Here is a 20,426-nt window from a genome sequence, read left to right as displayed (position 1 = left end):
CCAGAGGGACGACGGAGCACGCGGTGCCGGGCAAGAGTTTCATCCGTGCCTCCGGCACTCAAACCGCTATGGGATTTGTACCCGCCAGTAAACTGGCGGGCTATTTTCGAACGTCCCTCCGGGACGGTAACCCAGGATGGTAGCTCGGGACGATAGCCCATGAAATCCTTTGGTGGGCTTGCGCGGCGAAGACTCTTCGCAATGGTTGCAGGCGCCGTTCCAGCCTTGCTTTTTACAAACTCTTGACGAAAACATGACACCAGTGGACGATCGCTCGGGTAGTTTGCTGGTGCTGTTCAGTACCTGTCTTGCGGGTTCGATGCCCGATCCCTCGTTATATCTAAGGAGTTTCTCGATGCGTTTCTTCGACCGTCGACCTTCATCATTTTCCTTATCACTTACCTTGGCCCTGGCCTGCGCGATGAGTTCCCTCACTTGGGGACAGCAATCTGCACCCGCACCGTCCCAACAACATGCGAGCGGCGTTGGGCCGGGCAGCGTCATCGTGCAAAGCATGTTTGGCGGGCAGATTTTCGGATTTGATATTGATCAGAACGGCACTGAAGGAATTCTGACGGAGGCCTTCTTCTTGCCCACCGGAAAGCTGCTGGCAGCCGTCGAGACCTTCGATCAGTCCACCGGGAAGATTCTCCGCGTGGTCAAGAAGATCCAAGGGAAGGACGATTTCATCACTCTCGGAATTGTGGGCAACGGAATCGGGCTGGTCGAGCGCGAGCACGTCAAAGACATCTTCGTGGACTCGCGCATCTATTCCGTCCTCGATCCGCTGAGTTCGAAGAAATTTACCGGGACATGGACGCCGCCGCTGACCAAGGACGACATCATGCTTTCCGTGAGCCGCCTGCAGGGCACCAGCAAGACTGCTTTTCTGTATTTCCAAAATGGCGGCGACGACCATACGTTCGTACTTGGTTCCGACGTGGCGGCGAATACTTTTGGGCCTCAGATCGCCTTGCCCGACAACCCATTCTTCTTCTCAAACAGTCCGTCGGTAGCCTACGACAGCAAGCACAACCGCGCCGTGGTAGCAGCTTCCGACGGAGCGGTGGGAGGTCCGGCACCGGTCATCGCACTGGTGAACCTGACCACTGGAAAGGTGAATACGTTCCTCGGAGTACCCGGCCCACCTCCGTTTCGGCAGGGGTTCATCAATGGGCTCGCCGTCGATTCCGAAGATGGCATCGCCTGCACCACGACCGAAGTAGATTTCCGAGTGGAGTTTTACGATCTCAAGAAAAAGAACGGATTCGCTGTAGTGCTCCCCGGAGCAACTGGCCAACTGCAAAGTGGAACCGACGTGCAGTTTGATCCCATCCACAAACTTTTTCTGGTCGCTCAATCTGTATCGAGCACGGGTCCTGGCAGCAGCATTCAGGTTTATGACATCAAGGGAAACCTGGTGGAATCGCTGGACGGCTTCAATTTCTCGAATGCCGGCAACGTGGTTCGGACGCACATTGCGATCAATCCAACGAATCGAACCGGGTATGTGGATGGCCCCGACCCGGCCGTGACGCAGCTTCAGTCGTTCACCTACTAAGCGCTGCTGGGGATGGGACTATGGCGTATCGGGCCCGCTGTTTTCTGGCGGGGACCCGAGATCCATGAAGAGCAGATCGCGCGCTTCATCGCGGACGGAACTCAGCGACACCATTACTTCCCGGATGTAGTACACCGCCGACGCCAGGAGGCACGTCAGGGATCCCGCGAACACCATGGCTGCCACCCAGGCAGCCTTCATTTCATACAACCCCAACCCAAGCAGGAGACACGAGCAGATCGATCCCGCCAAGGAAATCAGTGCCAGAAGAAAGCAGCGGCGAATCAATCCCGCCCGCCGCTCGATGGACTCGATCTGCGATGTATAAGCGGCAACCGCCTCCGTGCGGTTCGACTTGGTCGCATCGTATTTGGCATGCACGTATTGCCGTAAACGACTGACCAATCCCATCAGTCGAACGTTGATGGAAAGAATGAGGAGCGCGGTCGCGGAAACCAGCAGGGCGGGCGCGAGGAAGGCCTGAAACAAACGGCCGATGTCATTCATGACTTTGCTTTCGATGACTCTGTCAAAAGAATACAGCGCTTGCGCCGGATCATCGAAAAAATTATCGCCCTGTGAAGCCCCTGGGTACACCGACTGAGATCCTAGTGGCTTACAAAGTCGCGCACCGCTTTCAGGAACTGTTCCGGCTGGTCAACGAAGGTCATGTGTCCGCTGTTGGGAAGGATGACGAGTTGCGATCCGGCAATCTTCTCGTGCATCTCGCGCGACATCTTCGGATCACTCTCATCGTGATCGCCGACGATGATCAGAGTGGGAACCTTAATTTGCGACAGCTTGTCGACGTATTCCACTTCCGAAAGATTGCCATCGACGACGAACTCGCCGTGCGAACCCCACATCTCGCGATAGACATCCCAAGCCGTGTTGTTCGACGCGACCGGATCATCGTTCGGGTCGGGATGCGCCTGGTAGATGTAGGGAAGATATCCCTTGCCCCACGCCAGCTTTGCGTATTCTTCCGGATAGCGTCCGTGCTCCCACTGTTCGCCTTTGCCGAACAGACCCGCCGCCTCGAGCGCATTCACTCGCTCCAGATCTTTCGGATCCATCTCAGACTTGATCTTGGCCAGCGCTTCGTTGAGTTCTTTCGTGCTGGCGAACGTGCTGGCGAGAATCAGGTGCGAGAGATTCTGCTGATACTTCAGCGCATAGGCCTGGGCCAGCGCTCCACCGTAGGAATGTCCGAGCAGGCTAATCCTGCCGAGGCCGAGCGCCTTGCGCACATTCTCAACGTCCTCGACCATGTTGCCGATCGTGTACTGTTTGGTGTCTTCGAGCTTTGACGATCGTCCAGAGCCGCGCTCGTCGATGAAGATGAGGCGACTGGTGCGCATCAACGGCAAAAGATAGGGCAGAAGATATTCATGCGTCGCGCCCGGACCGCCATGCACGATCATGAGCGGCGCGCCGTGTCCGATGGACTTGTAGTAGATCAGGGCGCCGTGGCTGTCCACAAACCCTTCCTGCATGTAGTAGAGGTTCGCAGGCTGCCGGACGGCCTGCGCGTTGGAAACAACCAGGGAAGCAAGAATGAAAGAGAGCGCGATCATAGGACTTCGCATGGCGGAAATGCTAGCACAGGGTCCGCGCACAGGAAGGGATTGACCCATCGCTCAATTCGAGCGAACAATGGGCGGTCATGAACAAGTCCGTCGCGCCGTTGCTGAAGACGCTGCTCTTCACCGTGGTCGTACCGGGAACTGTCGCCGCCTATGTACCGTGGGTGCTGAGGCGGAAGGCCCTCCCGGTGGGTGGCCCTGAGGAATGGGCGGCGATCGGCCTCATTGTTGTGGGCATTGCAATCTATCTTTACACCGCATTCTGGGGATTCGCGCTCATCGGTGGAGGAACTCCAGCGCCCATCGCACCGACGAAAGCGCTGGTCGTGCGCGGACTGCACCACTACATCCGGAACCCGATGTACATCGGAGTCCTGCTCATCGTCGGCGGACAGGCATGGCTGTTCCATTCGCGTTCCATCGCGACCTACTTGCTTTGCCTGGGAGTGTGCTTCCACGTGTTCGTGCTGCTCTACGAAGAACCCACACTGCGAAGGCAGTTCGGCGAGGAATACGAACGGTATTGCGCCACCGTGCCGCGCTGGTTCCCGAAGATCAGCAAATGAACGCAACGCTCCCCGAATTGCTGACTTCCCGCGCGCTCTGCTAGCCTAACTAGTTTGCCATTTCTATTTTGCTGACTTCCAGGGAGTGTGACTTTTCATGCCAGCCATCAAGTTCCGTGGTGTCGATTTTATCGGGTTCGATACGTTACTCAGCGACGACGAGCGGCTCGTCCGCGATACGGCGCGCAAGTTCATTGAAGACAATCTCGTCCCGATTATCGAAGAGTGCAACCGTGCCGGGCGCTTTCCGCGCGAACTGGTCAAGCCCATGGCGGATCTCGGATTCTTTGGCGCGTCGCTTGAAGGCTACGGCTGCGCCGGCATGTCGAACGTCGAATACGGACTGGTCACACAGGAACTGGAACGCGGAGACTCCGGCGTGCGTTCGTTCGTGAGCGTGCAATCGGCGCTGGTGATGTATCCCATCTACGCGTTCGGAACTGACGAACAGAAAAACACCTGGCTGCCCGCCATGCAGAAAGGCGAAAAGCTGGGCTGCTTCGGACTCACCGAGCCCGGCTTCGGATCGAATCCCGGCGGCATGCGCACCCGCGCCAAGAAAGTGGGCAAAGAGTACGTACTGAACGGCGAGAAGATGTGGATCACCTCGGGTTCGATCGCCGATGTCGCCGTGATCTGGGCGAAAGTGGAAGATGAAGGCGACAAAGTCCGGGGCTTCCTCGTCGAAACCGACCGTCCCGGGTTCAAGGCTGACGACATTCATGGCAAGTGGTCACTGCGCGCATCGGTCACATCGGGACTGTCGCTGCAAGACGTTCGAATTCCAGAATCGAACCTGCTGCCGAAATCAGGCGGCTTGAAATCTCCGCTGATGTGCCTGAACCAGGCGCGCTACGGAATTTCCTGGGGAGCGATCGGCGCAGCCATGTCTTGCTACGACTGCGCGCTGCAATACGCGTTGCTGCGCAAACAGTTCCGCGATCAACCGATCGCCTCACACCAACTCATCCAGGAAAAACTCGCGTGGATGATCAGCGAGATTACCAAAGCGCAATTGCTCTGCTTGCAAGTGGGACGATTGAAAGACTCCGGCAAAGTCGAGCACCAGCACATCTCGATGGCGAAGCGGAACAACGTCTGGATGGCCCTCGAGTGCGCCCGCATGTCCCGCGACATTCTCGGCGCGAACGGCGTGGCCGACGATTATCCGATCATGCGGCATCTGATGAACCTGGAAAGCGTGAAGACCTACGAAGGCACGCACGACATTCACACGCTGATCATTGGGGCCAATGTGACGGGGATTGACGCGTTCTAGCGGAGCCATCGGCGAGCAGAAACACAGTTATCCAGGGCGGAACAGACTAGCTGAATGAGTTTGGTCAGGGGCCGCAGCATTTCCGCTGCATGCAGGCGGGCGGGGGCGCCCGCCCCACATGTTCTAAACGTACAACTCCGACAACAGTTCATACGCCCTCCGCAGATGCGGGACCACGATGCTGCCGCCGACCACCAGTGCCACGTTGATGGTTTCTTCCTGTTCCGCGCGCGTCGCGCCCAGCCGATACGACTGGATGATGTGGTAGCTGATGCAGTCGTCGCAGCGCAGGACCGCTGAGGCCGCTAGTCCCATCAACTCCTTGCTCTTCGCCGACAGCGCGCCTTCCAGATAGGTATTGTGATCGAGGTTGTAAAAGCGTTTGACGAGAAAGTTGTCCGCCTTGTCGACGTGCTCATTCAAGTGGGTGCGGATGTCGAGGAACTTGCGCGCGATCGCGCTCTTTTCGGCGACCTGCTGGTCGGAAAAAATATAAGTGGGCTCGGTGCGGTCAGGCATCCAGAAAGATTAGCAGAGCCGCCGTCAGCGTAACCTCATGGGACCGTTTTGGGGAAAACCCTGCCCGGGTTTACAGGGTATCCCGGCAACTGCTGCATTTGTCATTTGTCCCAGGCAGCCGCCCTGCGCCGGCGGCTGCGGCAGCATGATTTTTTCGTCGTGGAGTTCGGACGCCGACACGGGAGCGATTTCATGGGCGCGGCGGACAATCACGTCCAGCATCCTCTGCTGGCGTTCCGGAACCAGAAGTTGCTGGATCGCCAGCCGCATCGTCACGGTGGTGAACTTGAATTCGTTCCAGCGCTCCAGATAGAGCGTTCCATTCCCGGCAACATCATCGATGGTGAAGCGTTCGGGTTTCTCTCCGATCACGAGCTTCATATGGAATTTGTTTTCGAGCGCTCCGGGAGCGTTGAACTCTTTTTCCATCACCCGGGTGGTGGTCACAAACAGAGCATGGGCTTGCGACTCCGGCACATTGAGATGCTTAGGATTCTCGATCGCCAACTGCGCTCGCACCAGGGAACTCGTCAGAAGCAACAACCAAGTCGTCCGCTGCCACGCCAACATAGGACACTCCTTGTTTGCGAACAGCGCTCCCGAACAGTGCTGGTGAGCGTGTTTGCAAACAACGCCCGCAAGCTCTGTTGCGAACGTTTCGTTCCAAGACGACGGCTGCTGCACGTGCAGTCGTTCGCATTGAGACGAGCCAGCGAAAAGAACGGGAGCATCCGTGAGCGCTGCGTTCAAAATATTTCCGAATAGAACAAGCACAAGAAGTTGTGTTGGCCCGCACCGCGAATCTTCGGCGATCAATTCTCAGGAGTAATCAAGCATGCTCCCTCTCCTTCCCGGTTTCGCCGGGTTGGTTTATAGTCGGGAGCCGCAGTCTCAGGCCTCATGGAATCGCAGTTTTATTCGGAGGTAGTCATGGCAAGTGAAAATCGTTCTGTAATGCACCCGAAGAGTTTCGGGGAGAACATGGAGAGCGATCTGGCGCTGGAATTTCTGCGCGTGGTGGAAAACGCCGCGATTGCTTCGGCGCGCACCATGGGCCAGGGAGACCGCCCGCTCAGCGATCAAGTCGCCACCGAGACCATGCGCAAGGTCATGGATACGATTCCGATGCGCGGCACCATTGTGATCGGTGAAGGCGAGCGCGATGAAGCGCCCATGCTCTACATCGGCGAACAAGTGGGCGGCAAGTTTCCCGACGGACGCGACGTCCCCGATGTCGATATTGCAGTCGATCCCCTGGAAGGAACCAATCTGTGCGCCACTGGTGCACCCGGATCCATCACCGTTCTCGCCGCCTCCGAAAAAGGCGGCCTGCTGCACGCGCCTGATTGTTACATGGAAAAGATTGTGGTCGGCCCGTCCTGCAAGAATGCAATCGAACTCGATGCTCCGGTGGGTGACAACCTGAAGAATATCGCTCGGCGCCTGCATCGCGGGGTCGATGACCTGGTGATCATGGTGCTCGACCGTCCACGCCATGAAAAGCTCATTGCAGACATTCGCAAAGCCGGGGCACGCATCAAGCTGATCGGCGATGGCGACTTGTCGGCCGGGATCGCGGCCGCTGTCATCGGAACGGGTGTGCACGCGGTGATGGGATCAGGCGGCGCTCCTGAAGGCGTGATCACGGCAGCCGCGATCCGCTGCCTGAACGGTTACATGCAGGGACGGCTCGTCATCAACAAGCCCGAACTTGAGGAACGCATCACCAAGATGGGGATCAAAGACAAAAATCGCATCTACGAAGCGGAAGATCTTGCTCCTGGCAAACAATTGATCTTCGCCGCAACTGGAGTAACCGAAGGCGCGCTTCTGAAAGGCGTTCGTTTCTTTGGCGAAGGCGAACGCACATCGTCGGTCATTTTGACTCTGAAGACGGGCAAGGTGCGTTTCATTGAAAGCATCCACCTGGATAAAGGGCCGGATGTAAAAGTGAGGTTTATGTAGCGCTGTCCCGGCTAACCAACCCCAAGACGGTGCAAGATCGCCTGGAAGCGCGGCTCGGATCGGATCGGGTCATACTCTGGATCGACGTTGATGAACAGCATCCAGTAGTCGTGGTGCTGGTACGACTTTTCCAGCCAGTCGAGAGCCATGGACCGGTCTCCCTTCATCAGTCCGTAGTGCCCAACATCATAAGGCCGACGACCGCCGGCCTTGGCTTCGTCGGTCAACTTGCGAAAGGCACGATCGATTTCATCGCGGTGTCCATTCGCTATGGCGCGCAGGAACTCTCCCTGGGGAACTTTCGCGTCGGCTGCACGCCAGTCATCCCAGCGGCGTTCGCAGAGATATCCCGTGGTCAGCATGCTGTAGCCGAGATGGTAGTTGGGATCGCGTTGCAGGATGCTTTTCGAAACGTCAATCACGGCATCGAAATTGCGTTGGAACTTGCGCAGCAGAGCGAGATCGACGTCCACAATGAGCGCCAGCGGATCGAGGCGGCGGGCCGTATCGAGCTGCGCTTCGGCTTCGGCAAAGCGGCCATGAGCCATCAGGCCCAGAGCGTAGTACTGGTGCGCGCTGGCGTAGTTGGGATTCAACTCAAACGCCTTCTTGTATTCGCGCTCAGCGGTGGGCCAGTCGTAGTCGTAATGGGCGGCAACCATCCCCAGCGCGGCGTGCGGTTCGGCGAGCGATGAATCCAGTTGCAGAGCCTTGAGGGCCGCATCGCGGGCGCGCGGTAAATAGGCGGCGGGATCAACCTCTTCCACATCCCCGATGGCAATCAGAGAATCGGCGAGTCCTGCCCAAGCCAGCGCGTAGTTCGGATCGCGCGCGATCGCTTGCTGCAGCAGGTCCACGCTCTTGAGTTCGGCGGGATAGTTTCGCTGATTCCACTGATAGCGCGCCTCCAGGTACAAAGCGTGTGCTTCGGGGTCGTGAGACGCCGGGGTGGTCGGAGAAATCTTCCGCGCCAGCGCCCGTGCAATCGAGCCGGCAATTTGCGATTCGATCTGCATCCAGTCGCTGGTGGTGCCGTCGTAGGTTTGGCTCCAGATCGTGAATCCATCGCGCGTACGATTCAGTTCCACGGTGACATGCGTGCGATCGGCGGCGCGCTGGACACTGCCTTCCACTACAGCTTCAACATTTAAGCGGGAACCAATCTCGCGCAGATCGTCATGCTTGCCTTTGAACACATAGGCGGAGCGGCGCCCGGCCACGCGGACGCCGTCCAGATGCGAAACGGAGGCAGCGATTTCGTCGGTCAATCCGTCGCTGAAAGCGTCGTTGAATGATGGAGCGCTGAGGTTGTCGAAGGGCAACACAGCGATCGACGAAATCGGAGCTGGGCGCTGCCACCGCCACAGCAGGAATCCGGCCACGACTAATAGGGCGAGGATTGCAGCCGCTATCAGACGCCGGCGCGTTTTGGTGTTGCTTTGCTGGGCGGGCGGCGTCGATCCCATCGCATCGCGTGCGACAGAATTGAGACTCTCTTTCATCTGCGCCGCCGGTGGTGCCTGATCCGGCACGACCGGGTCCATGGTGTGGCTTTGTATGGGGCCAATCCAGCGGTAGCCGCGGCGTTCGATGGTCTGAATGAAAATCGGATTGTCGGCCGAGTCGTTGAGTGCGTCGCGCAGCCGCATGACCGCGCTGCTGATGCTTTGCTCAAAGTCCACAAAGACATCGGGCGGCCAGAGTGCCTGACGGAACTCCTCGCGCGTAATCACTTCACCGGGACGGCTCACCAGCAGGGTTAGAACTCGAAAAGGCAGGTCTTGCAGCCTTACCCGGACGCCGTTCCTCCGCAGCTCTCCGGCGCGGAGGTCGGCTTCAAACACACCGAAGCGAACGAGAACTGGAGGGACCTGTAGAGAACCCATAAAGCTAGATAGAGGGGGAGACGGAAGTTTAACACAGGGGTTATCACCGTAAATGAGCTTTTGTCAGGTGCTATGGCGATCCATTTTTCAGTTAATAAGTTCGGTTAACTCACTGCGAGGACGTGGCTTATCCCGCTATACACATGCCAACTTGCCGCTATCCTCCGCCCATTGACCGGGCGCACCGGGACAAGTGAAAGTCTCCGCAGATTTGGACGCAGGTCCCCCTTGAACAACGATCTGCAATGCAGCCAATCCCAGGAGACAACAAGAAATGACTTCGAATGATCTGCAGACCAAGTATTTGCGCGTGCTGACCAGGACAATCAGCATCGCTGCTATCGTGATGTGCGCCGGAGTTCTGGCGCAGGCACAAACTCTTCCCATCGCATTCCCGTCGCCCACAACTTTCGCTGCGACGCCGAATTGTTGCCCCTCAACCATCGCGGTCGCCACCGGAGACTTCAACGGCGACGGCAAGCTAGATGTGGTCAACCTCGATACCGGTTCCAATCTCAACGTGATGTTGGGGAAAGGGGACGGCACGTTCCAAACGCCGATCACTCTCAACATCGCGGCACCCAATATTTTTCCCGAGGCGATCGCAGTAGGCGACTTTAACGGTGACCACCAGCTCGACGTAGCCGTGTGGGCGGTCAGTGAAATTAGCGCCAACTCAGAGGTTCATATTTTTCTGGGGAATGGCGCCGGCAGCCTAACGTTCAGTGCGACGTATTCGGCGCCCGCCAGCAGCACGTTCAATCCAGGACCGAACAGCATTGTGGCCAGCGACGTAAACGGCGACGGCAAGCTCGATCTCGTCGCGATGACTCCGGAGAACGGCGTGTTTGTTTTTCTGGGCAAAGGCGATGGCAGCCTTCAGCCGCCCGTGGCCTACACCGCAGTTTGCGGCGGCAGCATCATCAACTGTGGCGGACTGGCGGTCGGCGATCTGAATGGCGATAACAAACCTGATCTCGCTCTCAATACAAACGCCACCACGGGTGGCGGGATGACCATTCTACTGAACAACGGCAACGGCACATTTGGAACACCTACCTACTATCCTGTTGGAATCGCAGGTGTCTTTGCCGCCAACGACATCGCCATCGGCGACGTGAACGGCGACAAGAAACCAGATGTGGTCATCACGGGCAGTAGTGTCAGTGCCATTGTCTATCTCAATCAGGGGAGCGGTACGTTCGCAGTCAATGGAACGCTCGGTACCGTGAGTCTCAACCCCACCAACAACATTGTGCTGGCGGACATCAACAACGACAAGAAACTCGACATCATTGTTCCCGATGGATTTGGCAACGTGTTCACGTTTTTCGGCAAAGCCAAAGGCAAGTTCACCGCCGGACCCGCTTACCCGCTACAAGCCTGCAACGATTGCAGCAATTTTCTCGTCGCGATGGGCGATTTCAACGGCGACGGCACGCTCGATCTGCTGGAGAGCAACGGCCTCGATACGATCACGGTGTCGCTCGGCCGCGGCGATGGCAGTTTCCAGACCAGCCAGCTTTACAACTTCACCGGCATCAATCAAGCCGGCAACCTCGTGACCGCGGATTTCAACGGCGACGGTTTGCCGGATATCGCGCAGTCCCTGGCCGGGAGCGCCGCCGGAAAAATCGGGATCAACCTCGGCAGTTCCAATGGCGCGCCCGGAACGACAACCTTCGCGACCGCCAGCACCTGCACCGCGAATTTCGTCTGGTCAGTTGCCACCGGCGACGTGAACGGTGACGGCAAAGCCGACCTGGTTGCGACGCTCAACGGAAACGGCGGCGGCGGATGCCAACTCAACACCGTAGCCGTGATGCTTGGATTGGGGACAGGCAAATTCAAGAAAGCTGTCTACTATTCCACCGGCGCAACCACGCAGGAGGAGGTCGTTCATCTGGCTGACTTGAACGGCGATGGCAAACTGGACATCGTCACGGAAAATGCAGACGGCACGTTCAGCGTTCTGCTGAATAAAGGCAACGGCACCTACAACTCAGGAACGCTGATCACCAGCATTCACTCCATCAATCCAACCCCTAACGTTGTCGCCTTCGCCGACTTCAACGGCGACGACAAGATGGACATCGCAGTGGCGACCAAGGGCAATGTCAGCGACGTCTTCGTCCTGCCGGGGAATGGCAATGGGACATTTGGCGCACCCATCCAAACCGCCACGCCATATTTTCCAATCACGCTGGCCGCCGCGGATTTCAACAAGGACGGAAAGGCCGACGTGCTCGTCACTACGGGCGCCAACGGCTGCACCAACAACAATCTCGGCTACGCGTTCCTGAAGGGGAATGGCAACGGGACGTTTACGCCGGGCACACTGAATTGTCTATCGATGAGCGCACCTCAAGTCCCGGTCGTGGTCGATCTCAATGGAGATGGAAAGCTCGACGTAATCATTCCCTACGTCGTCGGCAACAACCAGCCCGCGGGCCCGGCGATTCTCCAGGGAAATGGCGACGGCACGTTCACCACTGCCCAGAATTTTTATACCGGACGGGCAGCCACCAGCGCCGTTGTTGCCGATTTCAACGGCGACGGCATGCCGGACGTCGCACTCGTCAACACGAACGTCCCCAGCTTCATTTCCGTCATGCTGAACAGCACGCAACCGGTCAGCGTCTCGCCGCTCAACGTGAACTACGGATCGGTCACCGTCGGCGCGAAGAAGGCCGACGCTGTGATTCTCACCAATAACCAGAAGACGTCGCTGGCGATCAACAGTGTCACGGTTGGGGGCGCCGATCCGGGCAACTTCACCGCGAAGTCAGCTTGCGGATCGAGCCGCAAGGCAGGCTGGGACTGCACCATCACGGTGACATTCCTGCCCACGGTCACGGGGGCGCGAAGCGCGACCATGTCCATCAAGGACGGAGTGGGTACGCAGATCGTGCAACTCAACGGCACTGGCAAGTAGAAAACCAGTTTCGCCATCTGCACGGCCCATCGGAACAGCTTTCGATGGGCCGCGCCGACTTGACCGCATCAGTTCACCAAAGCCGGGTCTCCTGGCTGATGGTACCGGAGCGCGAATAGGGGATTTGCGCTCCGGTTTTTTAGGCTTGCGTCACACGTCGATTTTCTTGCACTGATCTTCTCCGCCGCCCCCTTTCTTTGCCGCATCCCTTGCCCTCACTGCTACAATCGCTAGCTTCATGATTCAAGGGAACTTCCTGTTCCGTACAGACGTACCTGTAGTGTGTTGTTAAGCCAGACAGCGACCTTCGGCGTCAACGCGCGGTTTACAGGACGTACCAGGAGTTCCGGAGCGTATCGGGTGGACGAGGCTCAGGTCGTCGGATTGCTGGTCCGTCGCTGCATTGCCGGCGACTCGGCTGCCTGGGAGGACATCGTTCAGCGCCACCACCGGCGCATCTACAACATCTGCTACCGCTTCGCAGGGACCTCCGACGACGCCCAGGATCTGACCCAGGAAGTATTCATCAAGATGTATCGCACCCTTGGCTCCTATGACGCGAGCAAGGGCGCGTTCATGACCTGGGTTACGACCGTAACCCGCAACCTGCTGGTCGACCACTTCCGCAAGACCAAGCAAGACCGGATGACAGACTCGCTGGATACGGCTCCTTCCGAGCACGAGGACGCCCAGCCGCTCTCCGCGCAGATTGCGGACCCCTCGAAATCAGCCCATGAGCAGGTCCAAAGCCGGGAAACGAAGGAAGCGGTCCACCAGGCCCTCCAGAAGCTGTCTCCGGAGCTGCGCGAGGCCGTGATCCTGCGGGATCTGCAAGATATGGATTACAAAGAAATTGCAGGCGCTTTAAAGGTCCCGGAAGGGACCGTGAAGTCAAGAATTAATCGGGGGCGAGCGGAACTTGCACGCCTACTTCAACGTACATACAGGCAGGTGATCTGATGCCAGGCGAAACCAAACACGGGATCGAGTGCAGCCAGTTTGAGGCCCTCCTCAGCGAAGCGCTCGACGGCCAGCTGAGCGGCTCTCAAAAGCAGAGCTTCGAAGCGCATGGAAGGATCTGCAAGCTTTGCGGACCTCTCCTCGCTGACGCTCTGGTCGGGCAGCAGTTGCTGAAGTCGCTCGAAGAAGTCGAACCGCCGGTTCACCTTCTCCACAATATTCTGGCGTCGACCAGCGGAATTTCGAGTGCGCGTTTGTTGGTCAACTCGCCAGAACGTCGCAGCACGGGCGAACGCGTCCGGCAGTGGTGGGATTCGATCATCACGCCGACGTCGACATTCGTTCGGCAGCCGCGCTTCGTGATGTCGTTCGGAATGATTTTCTTTTCATTCTCGCTGGCCTTGAGTGCAGCGGGCGTGAAGCCGTCTGACATGGCGAAGATCGACGTGCGGCCTTCCGCCATCAAGCGGTCGTATTACACCACGCAAGGCAAAGTAGTGAAGTTTTACGAGAACATTCGTTTCGTTTACGAAATCGAATCCAGGGTGCGCGAGTTCAAACGGTCGACAACTCCGGCGGAAGCTGAACCCGCGAAACCAAACCAGAACCGCAAGAACAACAACGACACAAGTGGACAACCAGACCAGAAACAGGAACGCAACTATTCCCGGGGCGAAAATCAACCGGTATTAGCGGACTTGCAGGAACTGCCACCTGCCGTGAAGGTGACCACGAACAGGAGGATCGTATGAACTGCGCCAATCATGCTGATGCGTCAGCGGTGGCCTATTGCCGTACATGTGGAAAAGCACTGTGCGCGAACTGCACACGTCCAGTCAAAGGCGTGATCTATTGCGAAGATTGCCTGGGCGCGAAAATGGCGGGCACCGTGCCCCCCACTGCCGCTGCCTTTGCTCCGGGAGCTGCGGCGCCGCCACCGGGATTCGCTCCCGCCACGCCTGCGACTTCAGGTTCGGGACCGAACCCGGCCCTGGCTGGAATCCTGGGCGCGATCCCGCTCGGCATCGGTGCCGTTTACAACGGACAATATGCCAAGGGCTTGGCCCACCTCGTGATCTTCATGTTCCTGGTCTACGGATCGGAACATGCCGGCTCGTGGGATACCGTGTTTGGACTGGGTATTGCATTTTTTGTTTTTTACCAGATCTTCGACGCCGTGCGTTCCGCAAAAGCCATTCAAGCGGGCATGGAAGCTCCCGATCCGCTGGGCCTGTCCGACATGGTTTCTGGCGGCTCGAAAATTGATGCCAGCAAGATTCCAACCGGGGCAGTTGTCCTCATCGCTCTGGGCGTGCTCTTTCTCCTGAACACGATTGGCGATTTTGGCGCCGACCGCTTCTGGCCCATTATCTTGATCGTCCTTGGCGGTTGGCTCTTTGCAAGAAACATGGGATTACTTGCGCATGCGAATGCACCCGGGGTCGATCCCCGGCGCAGATCCGGCCGCATGATGGCGCCCGCGATCCTGCTGGTCTTGGGAATCCTGTTCCTGCTCCAGAATGTGGACGTCGCACCGTTCCACCGTACTTGGCCCATCATCTTGCTGGTCATCGGTGCAGTGAAATTGCTGGGTGGATCTCACGGAAACGTGGGTCCCATGGATCCGGGCGGCCCACCGCCTCCGGTGATGAACCAGCCTGCACCACCCGTTTCTGAGGAGGTGAACCGTGGCTAGCCCGGTCATCAATCCGCGGCCCGCGCGCTCGATTGCAGGGCCCGTCGTTCTGATCCTGGTGGGATTGTTGTTCCTGCTGGTCACGTTGGGCGTATTGAATCTCTCCTCGTTTCTCACGTACTACGGCCGATACTGGCCAGCGGTACTGATTCTGTGGGGTGTAATCAAGCTGATTGAGCACGAGCAAGCCAAGGGATCGGGCCAGCCGGCTCGCGGGATCGGCGCTGGCGGCGTGTTCCTGTGCCTGTTCATTGTCATGTCCGGAATTGCGGCGACGCAGTTTCTGCGGGTGTGGCCGAACATCAAGGACCAAATCCAGATCGGTGACGACCAGGACCTCCAAGATTTCTTCGGAGGAACGTCCTACGATTACAGCGACGAACTGAGCAAGGAGTTCCCTGCCGGTGGAACGCTGCGCATCAATAACGAACGTGGCGGCGTAACCATCAACGTAGCCAATGACAGCCACACGCTGAAGGTCTCCGTTCGCAAGAAAGTTCGCGCGGAAAAGCAGTACGACGCCGACAGCTATAACACCAAGACCAAGCCCGAAATTACCGTTAACGACAAGATCGTCACCCTCAATGCCAACACCCAGGGAGCGGGGGACAAGGGCGTCACGACGGACATGGACGTCTATATCCCGCGCAATGTGGAATTGGTAATCACCAGCCGGCGCGGAGACGTTGCCATTACCGGTGTGACTGGCAATGCCGCCATCAATCATCAACACGGCGAAGTCAACGTCAGCGACCACACCGGCAACGTCACGATCGATATGGAAGGCGGCTCCTCACGCGTCTCGCACGTGAAAGGCGATGTCACCATCTCCGGCCATGGCAATGAAGTCGCGGTCGAAGATGTGGATGGCATGGCTCACTTGAACGGCGAATTTCAGGAGAGCGTGCGCCTGGTACGAATCTCAAAGACCGTGGGCTTCAAGTCGGCTCGCACCGACATGGAATTCTCGCGGCTCGACGGCCGCCTTGATCTCGATTCCGGCGACCTGCGCGCCGATTCGATGACTGGCCCCGTGCGTCTGATTACTCGCTCGAAAGACATCAGCCTGGACGGATTGTCCGGTGACCTGCGTCTGCAGGATGACAATGGGACGGTCGAAGTCGGCGTCCACAAAGCGGGCAACATTCAGATCGAAAACCGCAAAGGCGACATTCAAGTAACACTCGCGCCGAATACTGCCGTGAGAGTCGAAGCGCGTTCGCGAGGCGGCGAGATTTCCAGCGACTTCAGCGAACTGCAAATCACCAACGGGGAAACCCAGGCCAGCGCCACCGGTTCAATCGGAAGCAACGGTCCGAACCTCGTGATCAACAACGAGCACGGCACTGTCGAGATTCGCAAAGGCAACGTAGCCGTCACTCCGCCTGCGCCTCCCGACGTTCCAGGAGCGCCGTCGAAACCGACGAAGGCAACGAAAGCATTGCCAGCACCGAAGGCAGCACCGGTCGAGACCGAGAATTAGGATCCCACCTAAAACAACGTTCTGATTTCACCGGACACGCCGTGTAGAGACGGGGCTTGCCCCGTCTCCGCTGGCACATGTGAATGCAGCTCGAGGAAATCAACCCCATCGTCGGTGATTCAAATCACCGTTTCTTCATTCTTGTAGGCCATACGATTTGCTGTCGTGACTCTATTCCAGAAACAATACCGAGTTGAAACTACTCGTCTAACGAACTGGGACTACCGCAATCCGGGTTGGTATTTCGTGACCCTTTGCACGAAAGGGAAGAAATACACGCTAGGCTCGCTGGTGGATGACCACATCGTCCTGTCTGAAGCCCGCACGATTGCAGAGCATGAACTCTCCGTCGCGGCCACACACTATTCCGACGTTTTGATTGATTGCGCGGTGGTTATGCCCAACCACGTTCATGCGCTTATCGTGATTGGCGGACTCCATCGTTACTCACCCGAATCCGCAATAGCCGAATTCGTCAACGCTGGGCCTCATGGACGCCCGAGTCTTGCGACGATCGTCGGAGGTTACAAATCGGCTGTCACTCGACATTGCTATCAGGATGGAATTCGGAGTTTCGAGTGGCAGTCTCGATTTCATGATCGCATTCTCGGTTCGAATGCGGCTGTCACTGCCGTTAGAGAATACATTCGGAGAAACCCGGAGAATTGGGGACAAGACCCCGACAATATTCGACTGGCCGGCTGACTGGCGCAGCCGGGAGACGGGGCAAGCCCCGTCTCTACACGACGATCCGAACGCTGCAACCCATGAACTCTGCAAGCCCCATGTTAGATTCAAAAGATGCGTGCAATTTTGCAGAAACGCGGGCTGCGATTTGTTTTTGCGGCCAACGTGATCTCCATGCTGGGCAGCGGGATGAACTCCGCCGCCGTCGCCTGGACGGTTCTGCAACGTACTCACTCTGAAATGGCGCTAGGGACCTTTGCTGTCCTGCAAACTTTGCCGGCCATGGTGATGCTGCCCTTCACCGGCGTCATCATCGATCGCGAAGACCGGCGCCGCCTGGTTATGTGGCTCGACGCCGGACGCGCCCTCATCATTCTCGTCGTGGCCGTGCTCGCCTATCGCGGCCACGTACAGGTCTGGCAGCTCTATCTGATGAACACGCTGGTTGCGGCCGGCTTCTGGATGTTCTGGCCGACCATCACGGCACTGATCCAGGAACTGACGCCCGAAGGCGAGTTCGTGGCTTCGAACACTCTGCTGCTCGCTGGCGTCCAGGGCGGCTGGATGATCGCCGGCGCCATCGTTGGATTCGTCTACGAGCACATCGGCCTCGGCGGCGTCCTGATGATCGACGTCAGCACCTACGTCGTGTCGTTCCTCTGCTATTTCGCGGTGCGCCAGGGACGTGTCGTGCCTCGCGCGCAGGAATTGAAGCACGATCTTGAAGCCGCGGAAACGGCCATCCAGCGCTTTGTTCGTGAAATGAGCGAAGGTCTGGTGTTTCTTCGCGATCATCGCAGCGTAATTTTTTTGGGCACAAGTTGGGCGCTATTTCTGGGCGCGATGATGACCGGAGTCGTAGTCACACCGCCCTTGAGCGACAACGTCTTTCACGCCGGAGCAAAAGGTTACGGATGGTTGAATGGCGGCTGGGGCGTGGGCGCATTCCTGAGCGCACTCTATGCGCCGGCAGCGATCAAGAAGCTCGGCTCACGTGGCTCGATCGCAGTCTCTATGGCGATCCTGACCATTGCCATGGCACTGTCCCCGTATTCGCCGTGGCTTTCGTTGGCCGTCCTGCTCTACGGTTTGATGGGATCGGCACGCGGACTGAGCGGCGTCGCGATGAATACCAGCCTGATGAAGCAAGTGCCGTCGCACTTCATGGGACGCGTACAAAACACATTCTATTTTTTCGGCACCATGCTGCAAATCGTTCTCGGCATCACGGTGGGATGGGTCTCGTCGCGCGTCAGCTTGGCCGCCGGCTTCGGATTGATCGCCGCAGTCTACGCGCTCGCCTTCGGCAGCGCGCTGTGGCCGATGAGATCCGCGCAGGCAGTCACCGAAACCATACCGTAGGGACGGGCTTGCCCCGTCTCAGCGTGCACACCACATCTGCTGCGCGGCCCCTGCCAACCGAGACGCGGCAAGCCGCGTCTCTGCAGATGCTGATATTCTTTTGTCCTAACTTTCACAGGAGCTTTCACCATGTTCGAGGACTTGAAGGGCCGCACCGCCGTCGTCTTCGGAGTTGCCAACAAACGTTCCATCGCCTGGGCCATCGCCCAGGGACTGCATGCTGCCGGCGCCAACATTGCGATCACCTACCAGAACGAGCGTCTGGAACAGGAAGCGCGCGACCTGATTCTTTCCTTGCCCGGCGCGGAAGGCTTCATGTGCGATGTTTCCAGCGACGAAGAAATCGCCCGCCTGTTCGAGAAACTCAAAGCTCGTTACGGCAAGCTTCATGTGATCGTACACAGCGTCGCCTACGCCCCCGCTGAGGAATTGAAGGGGGATTTTTCGCAGACCACGCGCGAAGGATTCCGGATCGCGCACGACGTCAGCGTCTATTCGCTGATTGCGGTGTCTCGCGCTGCTGCGCCGCTCATGGAAGAAGGCGGCAGCATCATCACCATGACCTACTACGGCGCAGAGAAAGTTGTCCCGCACTACAACGTGATGGGCGTAGCAAAAGCCGCGTTGGAGTGCACGGTGCGCTACCTGGCGCAAGATCTGGGTAGAAGGAAGATCCGCGTCAACGCAATTTCAGCCGGCCCAATCAAAACCCTTGCTGCACGAGGCATTTCAGGCTTGGGAGACATGCTGAAGTCCCACGCCGAGCGCGCTCCGCTACAGCGCAACGTGGATGTGAATGAGGTAGGCGGTACAGGTGTATTTCTGGCTTCGGACGCCAGTTCGGGTATTACCGGTGAAGTGATCTACGTGGATTGCGGCTACAACATTATGGGATTCTAAAAGCATTGCAGAGGTTAGAGGGCAGATTGAAGAGGTACCTCTGCAATCTCACGCCAGATACCAACTCTCACTCAGAAAATCCGCGATGGCCTCCTCGCGGACACCTTCCTGCACGCGAAGCTCGTCGTTAAGAAAGTGGTAAGCGATCGTTCCCGCTATTGGATCCACACGGTCAATACGCACCCGGTTGCCGTCTCGGTCGGCGCAGATCAGTCCGACTTCCAGGTCGTCCAGCGTAGTTTTTCGAATCGTGCCTGGTTCCAGTTGTGTCATCACCTGATTTAGATGCGCGAGCGGGCAAAAGGAACGTACCGGTTTACCCTTCGCTCGATCGCTTGCGCAGTCACCACTCTCCAGTCATCATAACAACAGCATGCGCGACCGAATCGTATTCGCCATCTTCGCCGCCGGGATACTGTTTTCGATCGTGCGGGAGTGGAGTGCCCCGGTCGCTTGCCCCCGTGCTATCGTCATCCGCGACGTGTCTACAAACCGGTAATCTGGATCCGCCGTTCGTTTTCCCCGACTCGCTCCAACGCAATTTCGACATTCCGTTCACCGACCAGGCGCGGAAACTTCTCTCCCCACTCCACCAACAGGATGCTTTCCGGCCCGGCCAGATCGTCGAGGCCCAGCGTTTCCAATTCGCGTTCGGTATCGATCCGGTAAAGATCGATGTGATAAAGGTTCGCTCGCTCGCCGCGGTATTCGTGGACCAGGGTAAAAGTGGGGCTGGTGACATCGTCGGCGCTCGCCGCTCCGAACCCTTCGGCGATTCCCTTCACGAGTGTCGTCTTGCCCGCGCCAAGATCTCCGCGCAGCAGTACTAGAGAAGGCGCCGTCAGTTTTGCGGCAAGCGATCGCCCGAAAGCGATTGTCTCCTCGGCAGAGTGCGTGTGCGTGGTCTGGGCGGTCACTGGAGTCGGTACTGATCGTGGGTCGCAGGTCGCTGGTCGTTGGCGATCGGCTCAGTTGCGCGAGCACAGATCGCACACGACGAACGACTGCCGACTAACGACGATTCCAGTATAGCGAGCCGGA

General features: G+C 58.0%; 19 protein-coding genes. 12 read left to right on the top strand and 7 right to left on the bottom strand.

The features are described 5' to 3' along the window. Positions 1–421 precede the first annotated feature (421 nt). Complete coding sequence (locus HY010_04595) at positions 422–1,561, top strand: hypothetical protein (protein MBI3474987.1); 1,140 nt, start codon at positions 422–424, stop codon at positions 1,559–1,561. Positions 1,562–1,579: 18 nt separating this feature from the next. On the opposite strand, the gene HY010_04590 is transcribed toward HY010_04595, so the two are convergent. After that, the gene (locus HY010_04590; GenBank protein MBI3474986.1) at positions 1,580–2,068 is read right to left on the bottom strand and encodes a DUF2721 domain-containing protein; all 489 of its coding nucleotides are present in this window, start codon (positions 2,066–2,068) and stop codon (positions 1,580–1,582) included. A gap of 101 nt (positions 2,069–2,169) precedes the next feature. Then, positions 2,170–3,138, bottom strand: coding sequence for a proline iminopeptidase-family hydrolase (locus HY010_04585; GenBank protein ID MBI3474985.1), 969 nt, complete (start codon positions 3,136–3,138; stop codon positions 2,170–2,172). Between the two features lie 89 nt (positions 3,139–3,227). Here HY010_04585 and HY010_04580 point away from each other — a divergent pair, with 89 nt between their 5' ends. Beyond that, positions 3,228–3,713: an isoprenylcysteine carboxylmethyltransferase family protein gene (locus HY010_04580; GenBank protein MBI3474984.1), complete on the top strand. Its 486-nt coding sequence runs from the start codon at positions 3,228–3,230 to the stop codon at positions 3,711–3,713. A gap of 97 nt (positions 3,714–3,810) precedes the next feature. Further along, positions 3,811–4,992, top strand: coding sequence for an acyl-CoA dehydrogenase family protein (locus tag HY010_04575; GenBank protein MBI3474983.1), 1,182 nt, complete (start codon positions 3,811–3,813; stop codon positions 4,990–4,992). A gap of 123 nt (positions 4,993–5,115) precedes the next feature. On the opposite strand, the gene HY010_04570 is transcribed toward HY010_04575, so the two are convergent. Continuing rightward, entirely contained in the window at positions 5,116–5,511 is a 396-nt protein-coding gene (locus tag HY010_04570; protein ID MBI3474982.1) for a carboxymuconolactone decarboxylase family protein, read from the bottom strand. Positions 5,512–5,535: 24 nt separating this feature from the next. Next, positions 5,536–6,081, bottom strand: coding sequence for a hypothetical protein (locus HY010_04565; GenBank protein ID MBI3474981.1), 546 nt, complete (start codon positions 6,079–6,081; stop codon positions 5,536–5,538). A gap of 411 nt (positions 6,082–6,492) precedes the next feature. Here HY010_04565 and glpX point away from each other — a divergent pair, with 411 nt between their 5' ends. Then, positions 6,493–7,476, top strand: a complete 984-nt coding sequence (gene glpX, locus HY010_04560) for a class II fructose-bisphosphatase (GenBank protein MBI3474980.1) — start codon at positions 6,493–6,495, stop codon at positions 7,474–7,476. Positions 7,477–7,487: 11 nt separating this feature from the next. Here the strand turns inward: glpX and HY010_04555 are convergent, their stop codons facing one another. Continuing rightward, positions 7,488–9,362, bottom strand: a complete 1,875-nt coding sequence (locus HY010_04555) for a winged helix-turn-helix domain-containing protein (protein ID MBI3474979.1) — start codon at positions 9,360–9,362, stop codon at positions 7,488–7,490. 274 nt (positions 9,363–9,636) lie between these two features. Between HY010_04555 and HY010_04550 the strand changes: the two genes are divergently transcribed. The 8 genes from HY010_04550 (at position 9,637) to HY010_04515 (ending at position 19,385) form a co-directional block, all read left to right on the top strand. After that, positions 9,637–12,297, top strand: coding sequence for a VCBS repeat-containing protein (locus HY010_04550; GenBank protein MBI3474978.1), 2,661 nt, complete (start codon positions 9,637–9,639; stop codon positions 12,295–12,297). Positions 12,298–12,657: 360 nt separating this feature from the next. Then, positions 12,658–13,257 (top strand): sigma-70 family RNA polymerase sigma factor, encoded by a 600-nt coding sequence (locus tag HY010_04545; GenBank protein ID MBI3474977.1) that lies wholly within the window; start codon positions 12,658–12,660, stop codon positions 13,255–13,257. Continuing rightward, positions 13,257–14,009: a zf-HC2 domain-containing protein gene (locus HY010_04540; GenBank protein MBI3474976.1), complete on the top strand. Its 753-nt coding sequence runs from the start codon at positions 13,257–13,259 to the stop codon at positions 14,007–14,009. Before HY010_04545 ends, HY010_04540 begins: the two co-directional genes overlap by 1 nt. After that, the gene (locus HY010_04535; protein ID MBI3474975.1) at positions 14,006–14,953 is read left to right on the top strand and encodes a hypothetical protein; all 948 of its coding nucleotides are present in this window, start codon (positions 14,006–14,008) and stop codon (positions 14,951–14,953) included. Before HY010_04540 ends, HY010_04535 begins: the two co-directional genes overlap by 4 nt. Further along, the gene (locus HY010_04530) at positions 14,946–16,436 is read left to right on the top strand and encodes a DUF4097 family beta strand repeat protein (GenBank protein ID MBI3474974.1); all 1,491 of its coding nucleotides are present in this window, start codon (positions 14,946–14,948) and stop codon (positions 16,434–16,436) included. The genes HY010_04535 and HY010_04530 overlap by 8 nt, the downstream gene beginning before the upstream one ends. A gap of 165 nt (positions 16,437–16,601) precedes the next feature. Beyond that, positions 16,602–17,141, top strand: a complete 540-nt coding sequence (locus HY010_04525) for a transposase (GenBank protein ID MBI3474973.1) — start codon at positions 16,602–16,604, stop codon at positions 17,139–17,141. 96 nt (positions 17,142–17,237) lie between these two features. Continuing rightward, the gene (locus HY010_04520) at positions 17,238–18,485 is read left to right on the top strand and encodes an MFS transporter (protein MBI3474972.1); all 1,248 of its coding nucleotides are present in this window, start codon (positions 17,238–17,240) and stop codon (positions 18,483–18,485) included. Positions 18,486–18,614: 129 nt separating this feature from the next. Continuing rightward, on the top strand, positions 18,615–19,385 hold the full coding sequence (locus HY010_04515) for an enoyl-ACP reductase (protein ID MBI3474971.1): 771 nt from the start codon (positions 18,615–18,617) through the stop codon (positions 19,383–19,385). A gap of 48 nt (positions 19,386–19,433) precedes the next feature. On the opposite strand, the gene HY010_04510 is transcribed toward HY010_04515, so the two are convergent. Continuing rightward, on the bottom strand, positions 19,434–19,658 hold the full coding sequence (locus HY010_04510; GenBank protein ID MBI3474970.1) for a hypothetical protein: 225 nt from the start codon (positions 19,656–19,658) through the stop codon (positions 19,434–19,436). A 212-nt stretch (positions 19,659–19,870) separates the two neighbouring features. Next, on the bottom strand, positions 19,871–20,302 hold the full coding sequence (tsaE, locus tag HY010_04505) for a tRNA (adenosine(37)-N6)-threonylcarbamoyltransferase complex ATPase subunit type 1 TsaE (protein ID MBI3474969.1): 432 nt from the start codon (positions 20,300–20,302) through the stop codon (positions 19,871–19,873). Between the last annotated feature and the right edge of the window lie 124 nt (positions 20,303–20,426).

The organism is Acidobacteriota bacterium, assembly GCA_016196065.1.
Lineage (GTDB): Bacteria > Acidobacteriota > Terriglobia > Terriglobales > Acidobacteriaceae > Acidiflorens.
This window is presented reverse-complemented; position numbering and strand designations above follow the sequence as displayed.

Excerpts from the sequence above, each read along its gene's own strand:
- HY010_04595 (MBI3474987.1), top strand. The coding sequence starts at position 422 with ATGAGTTCCCTCACTTGGGGACAGCAATCTGCACCCGCACCGTCCCAA.
- HY010_04590 (MBI3474986.1), bottom strand. The coding sequence starts at position 2,068 with ATGAATGACATCGGCCGTTTGTTTCAGGCCTTCCTCGCGCCCGCCCTG.
- HY010_04585 (MBI3474985.1), bottom strand. The coding sequence starts at position 3,138 with ATGATCGCGCTCTCTTTCATTCTTGCTTCCCTGGTTGTTTCCAACGCG.
- HY010_04580 (MBI3474984.1), top strand. The coding sequence starts at position 3,228 with ATGAACAAGTCCGTCGCGCCGTTGCTGAAGACGCTGCTCTTCACCGTG.
- HY010_04575 (MBI3474983.1), top strand. The coding sequence starts at position 3,811 with ATGCCAGCCATCAAGTTCCGTGGTGTCGATTTTATCGGGTTCGATACG.
- HY010_04570 (MBI3474982.1), bottom strand. The coding sequence starts at position 5,511 with ATGCCTGACCGCACCGAGCCCACTTATATTTTTTCCGACCAGCAGGTC.
- HY010_04565 (MBI3474981.1), bottom strand. The coding sequence starts at position 6,081 with ATGTTGGCGTGGCAGCGGACGACTTGGTTGTTGCTTCTGACGAGTTCC.
- glpX (MBI3474980.1), top strand. The coding sequence starts at position 6,493 with ATGGAGAGCGATCTGGCGCTGGAATTTCTGCGCGTGGTGGAAAACGCC.
- HY010_04555 (MBI3474979.1), bottom strand. The coding sequence starts at position 9,362 with ATGGGTTCTCTACAGGTCCCTCCAGTTCTCGTTCGCTTCGGTGTGTTT.
- HY010_04550 (MBI3474978.1), top strand. The coding sequence starts at position 9,637 with ATGACTTCGAATGATCTGCAGACCAAGTATTTGCGCGTGCTGACCAGG.
- HY010_04540 (MBI3474976.1), top strand. The coding sequence starts at position 13,257 with ATGCCAGGCGAAACCAAACACGGGATCGAGTGCAGCCAGTTTGAGGCC.
- HY010_04535 (MBI3474975.1), top strand. The coding sequence starts at position 14,006 with ATGAACTGCGCCAATCATGCTGATGCGTCAGCGGTGGCCTATTGCCGT.
- HY010_04520 (MBI3474972.1), top strand. The coding sequence starts at position 17,238 with ATGCGTGCAATTTTGCAGAAACGCGGGCTGCGATTTGTTTTTGCGGCC.
- HY010_04515 (MBI3474971.1), top strand. The coding sequence starts at position 18,615 with ATGTTCGAGGACTTGAAGGGCCGCACCGCCGTCGTCTTCGGAGTTGCC.
- HY010_04510 (MBI3474970.1), bottom strand. The coding sequence starts at position 19,658 with ATGACACAACTGGAACCAGGCACGATTCGAAAAACTACGCTGGACGAC.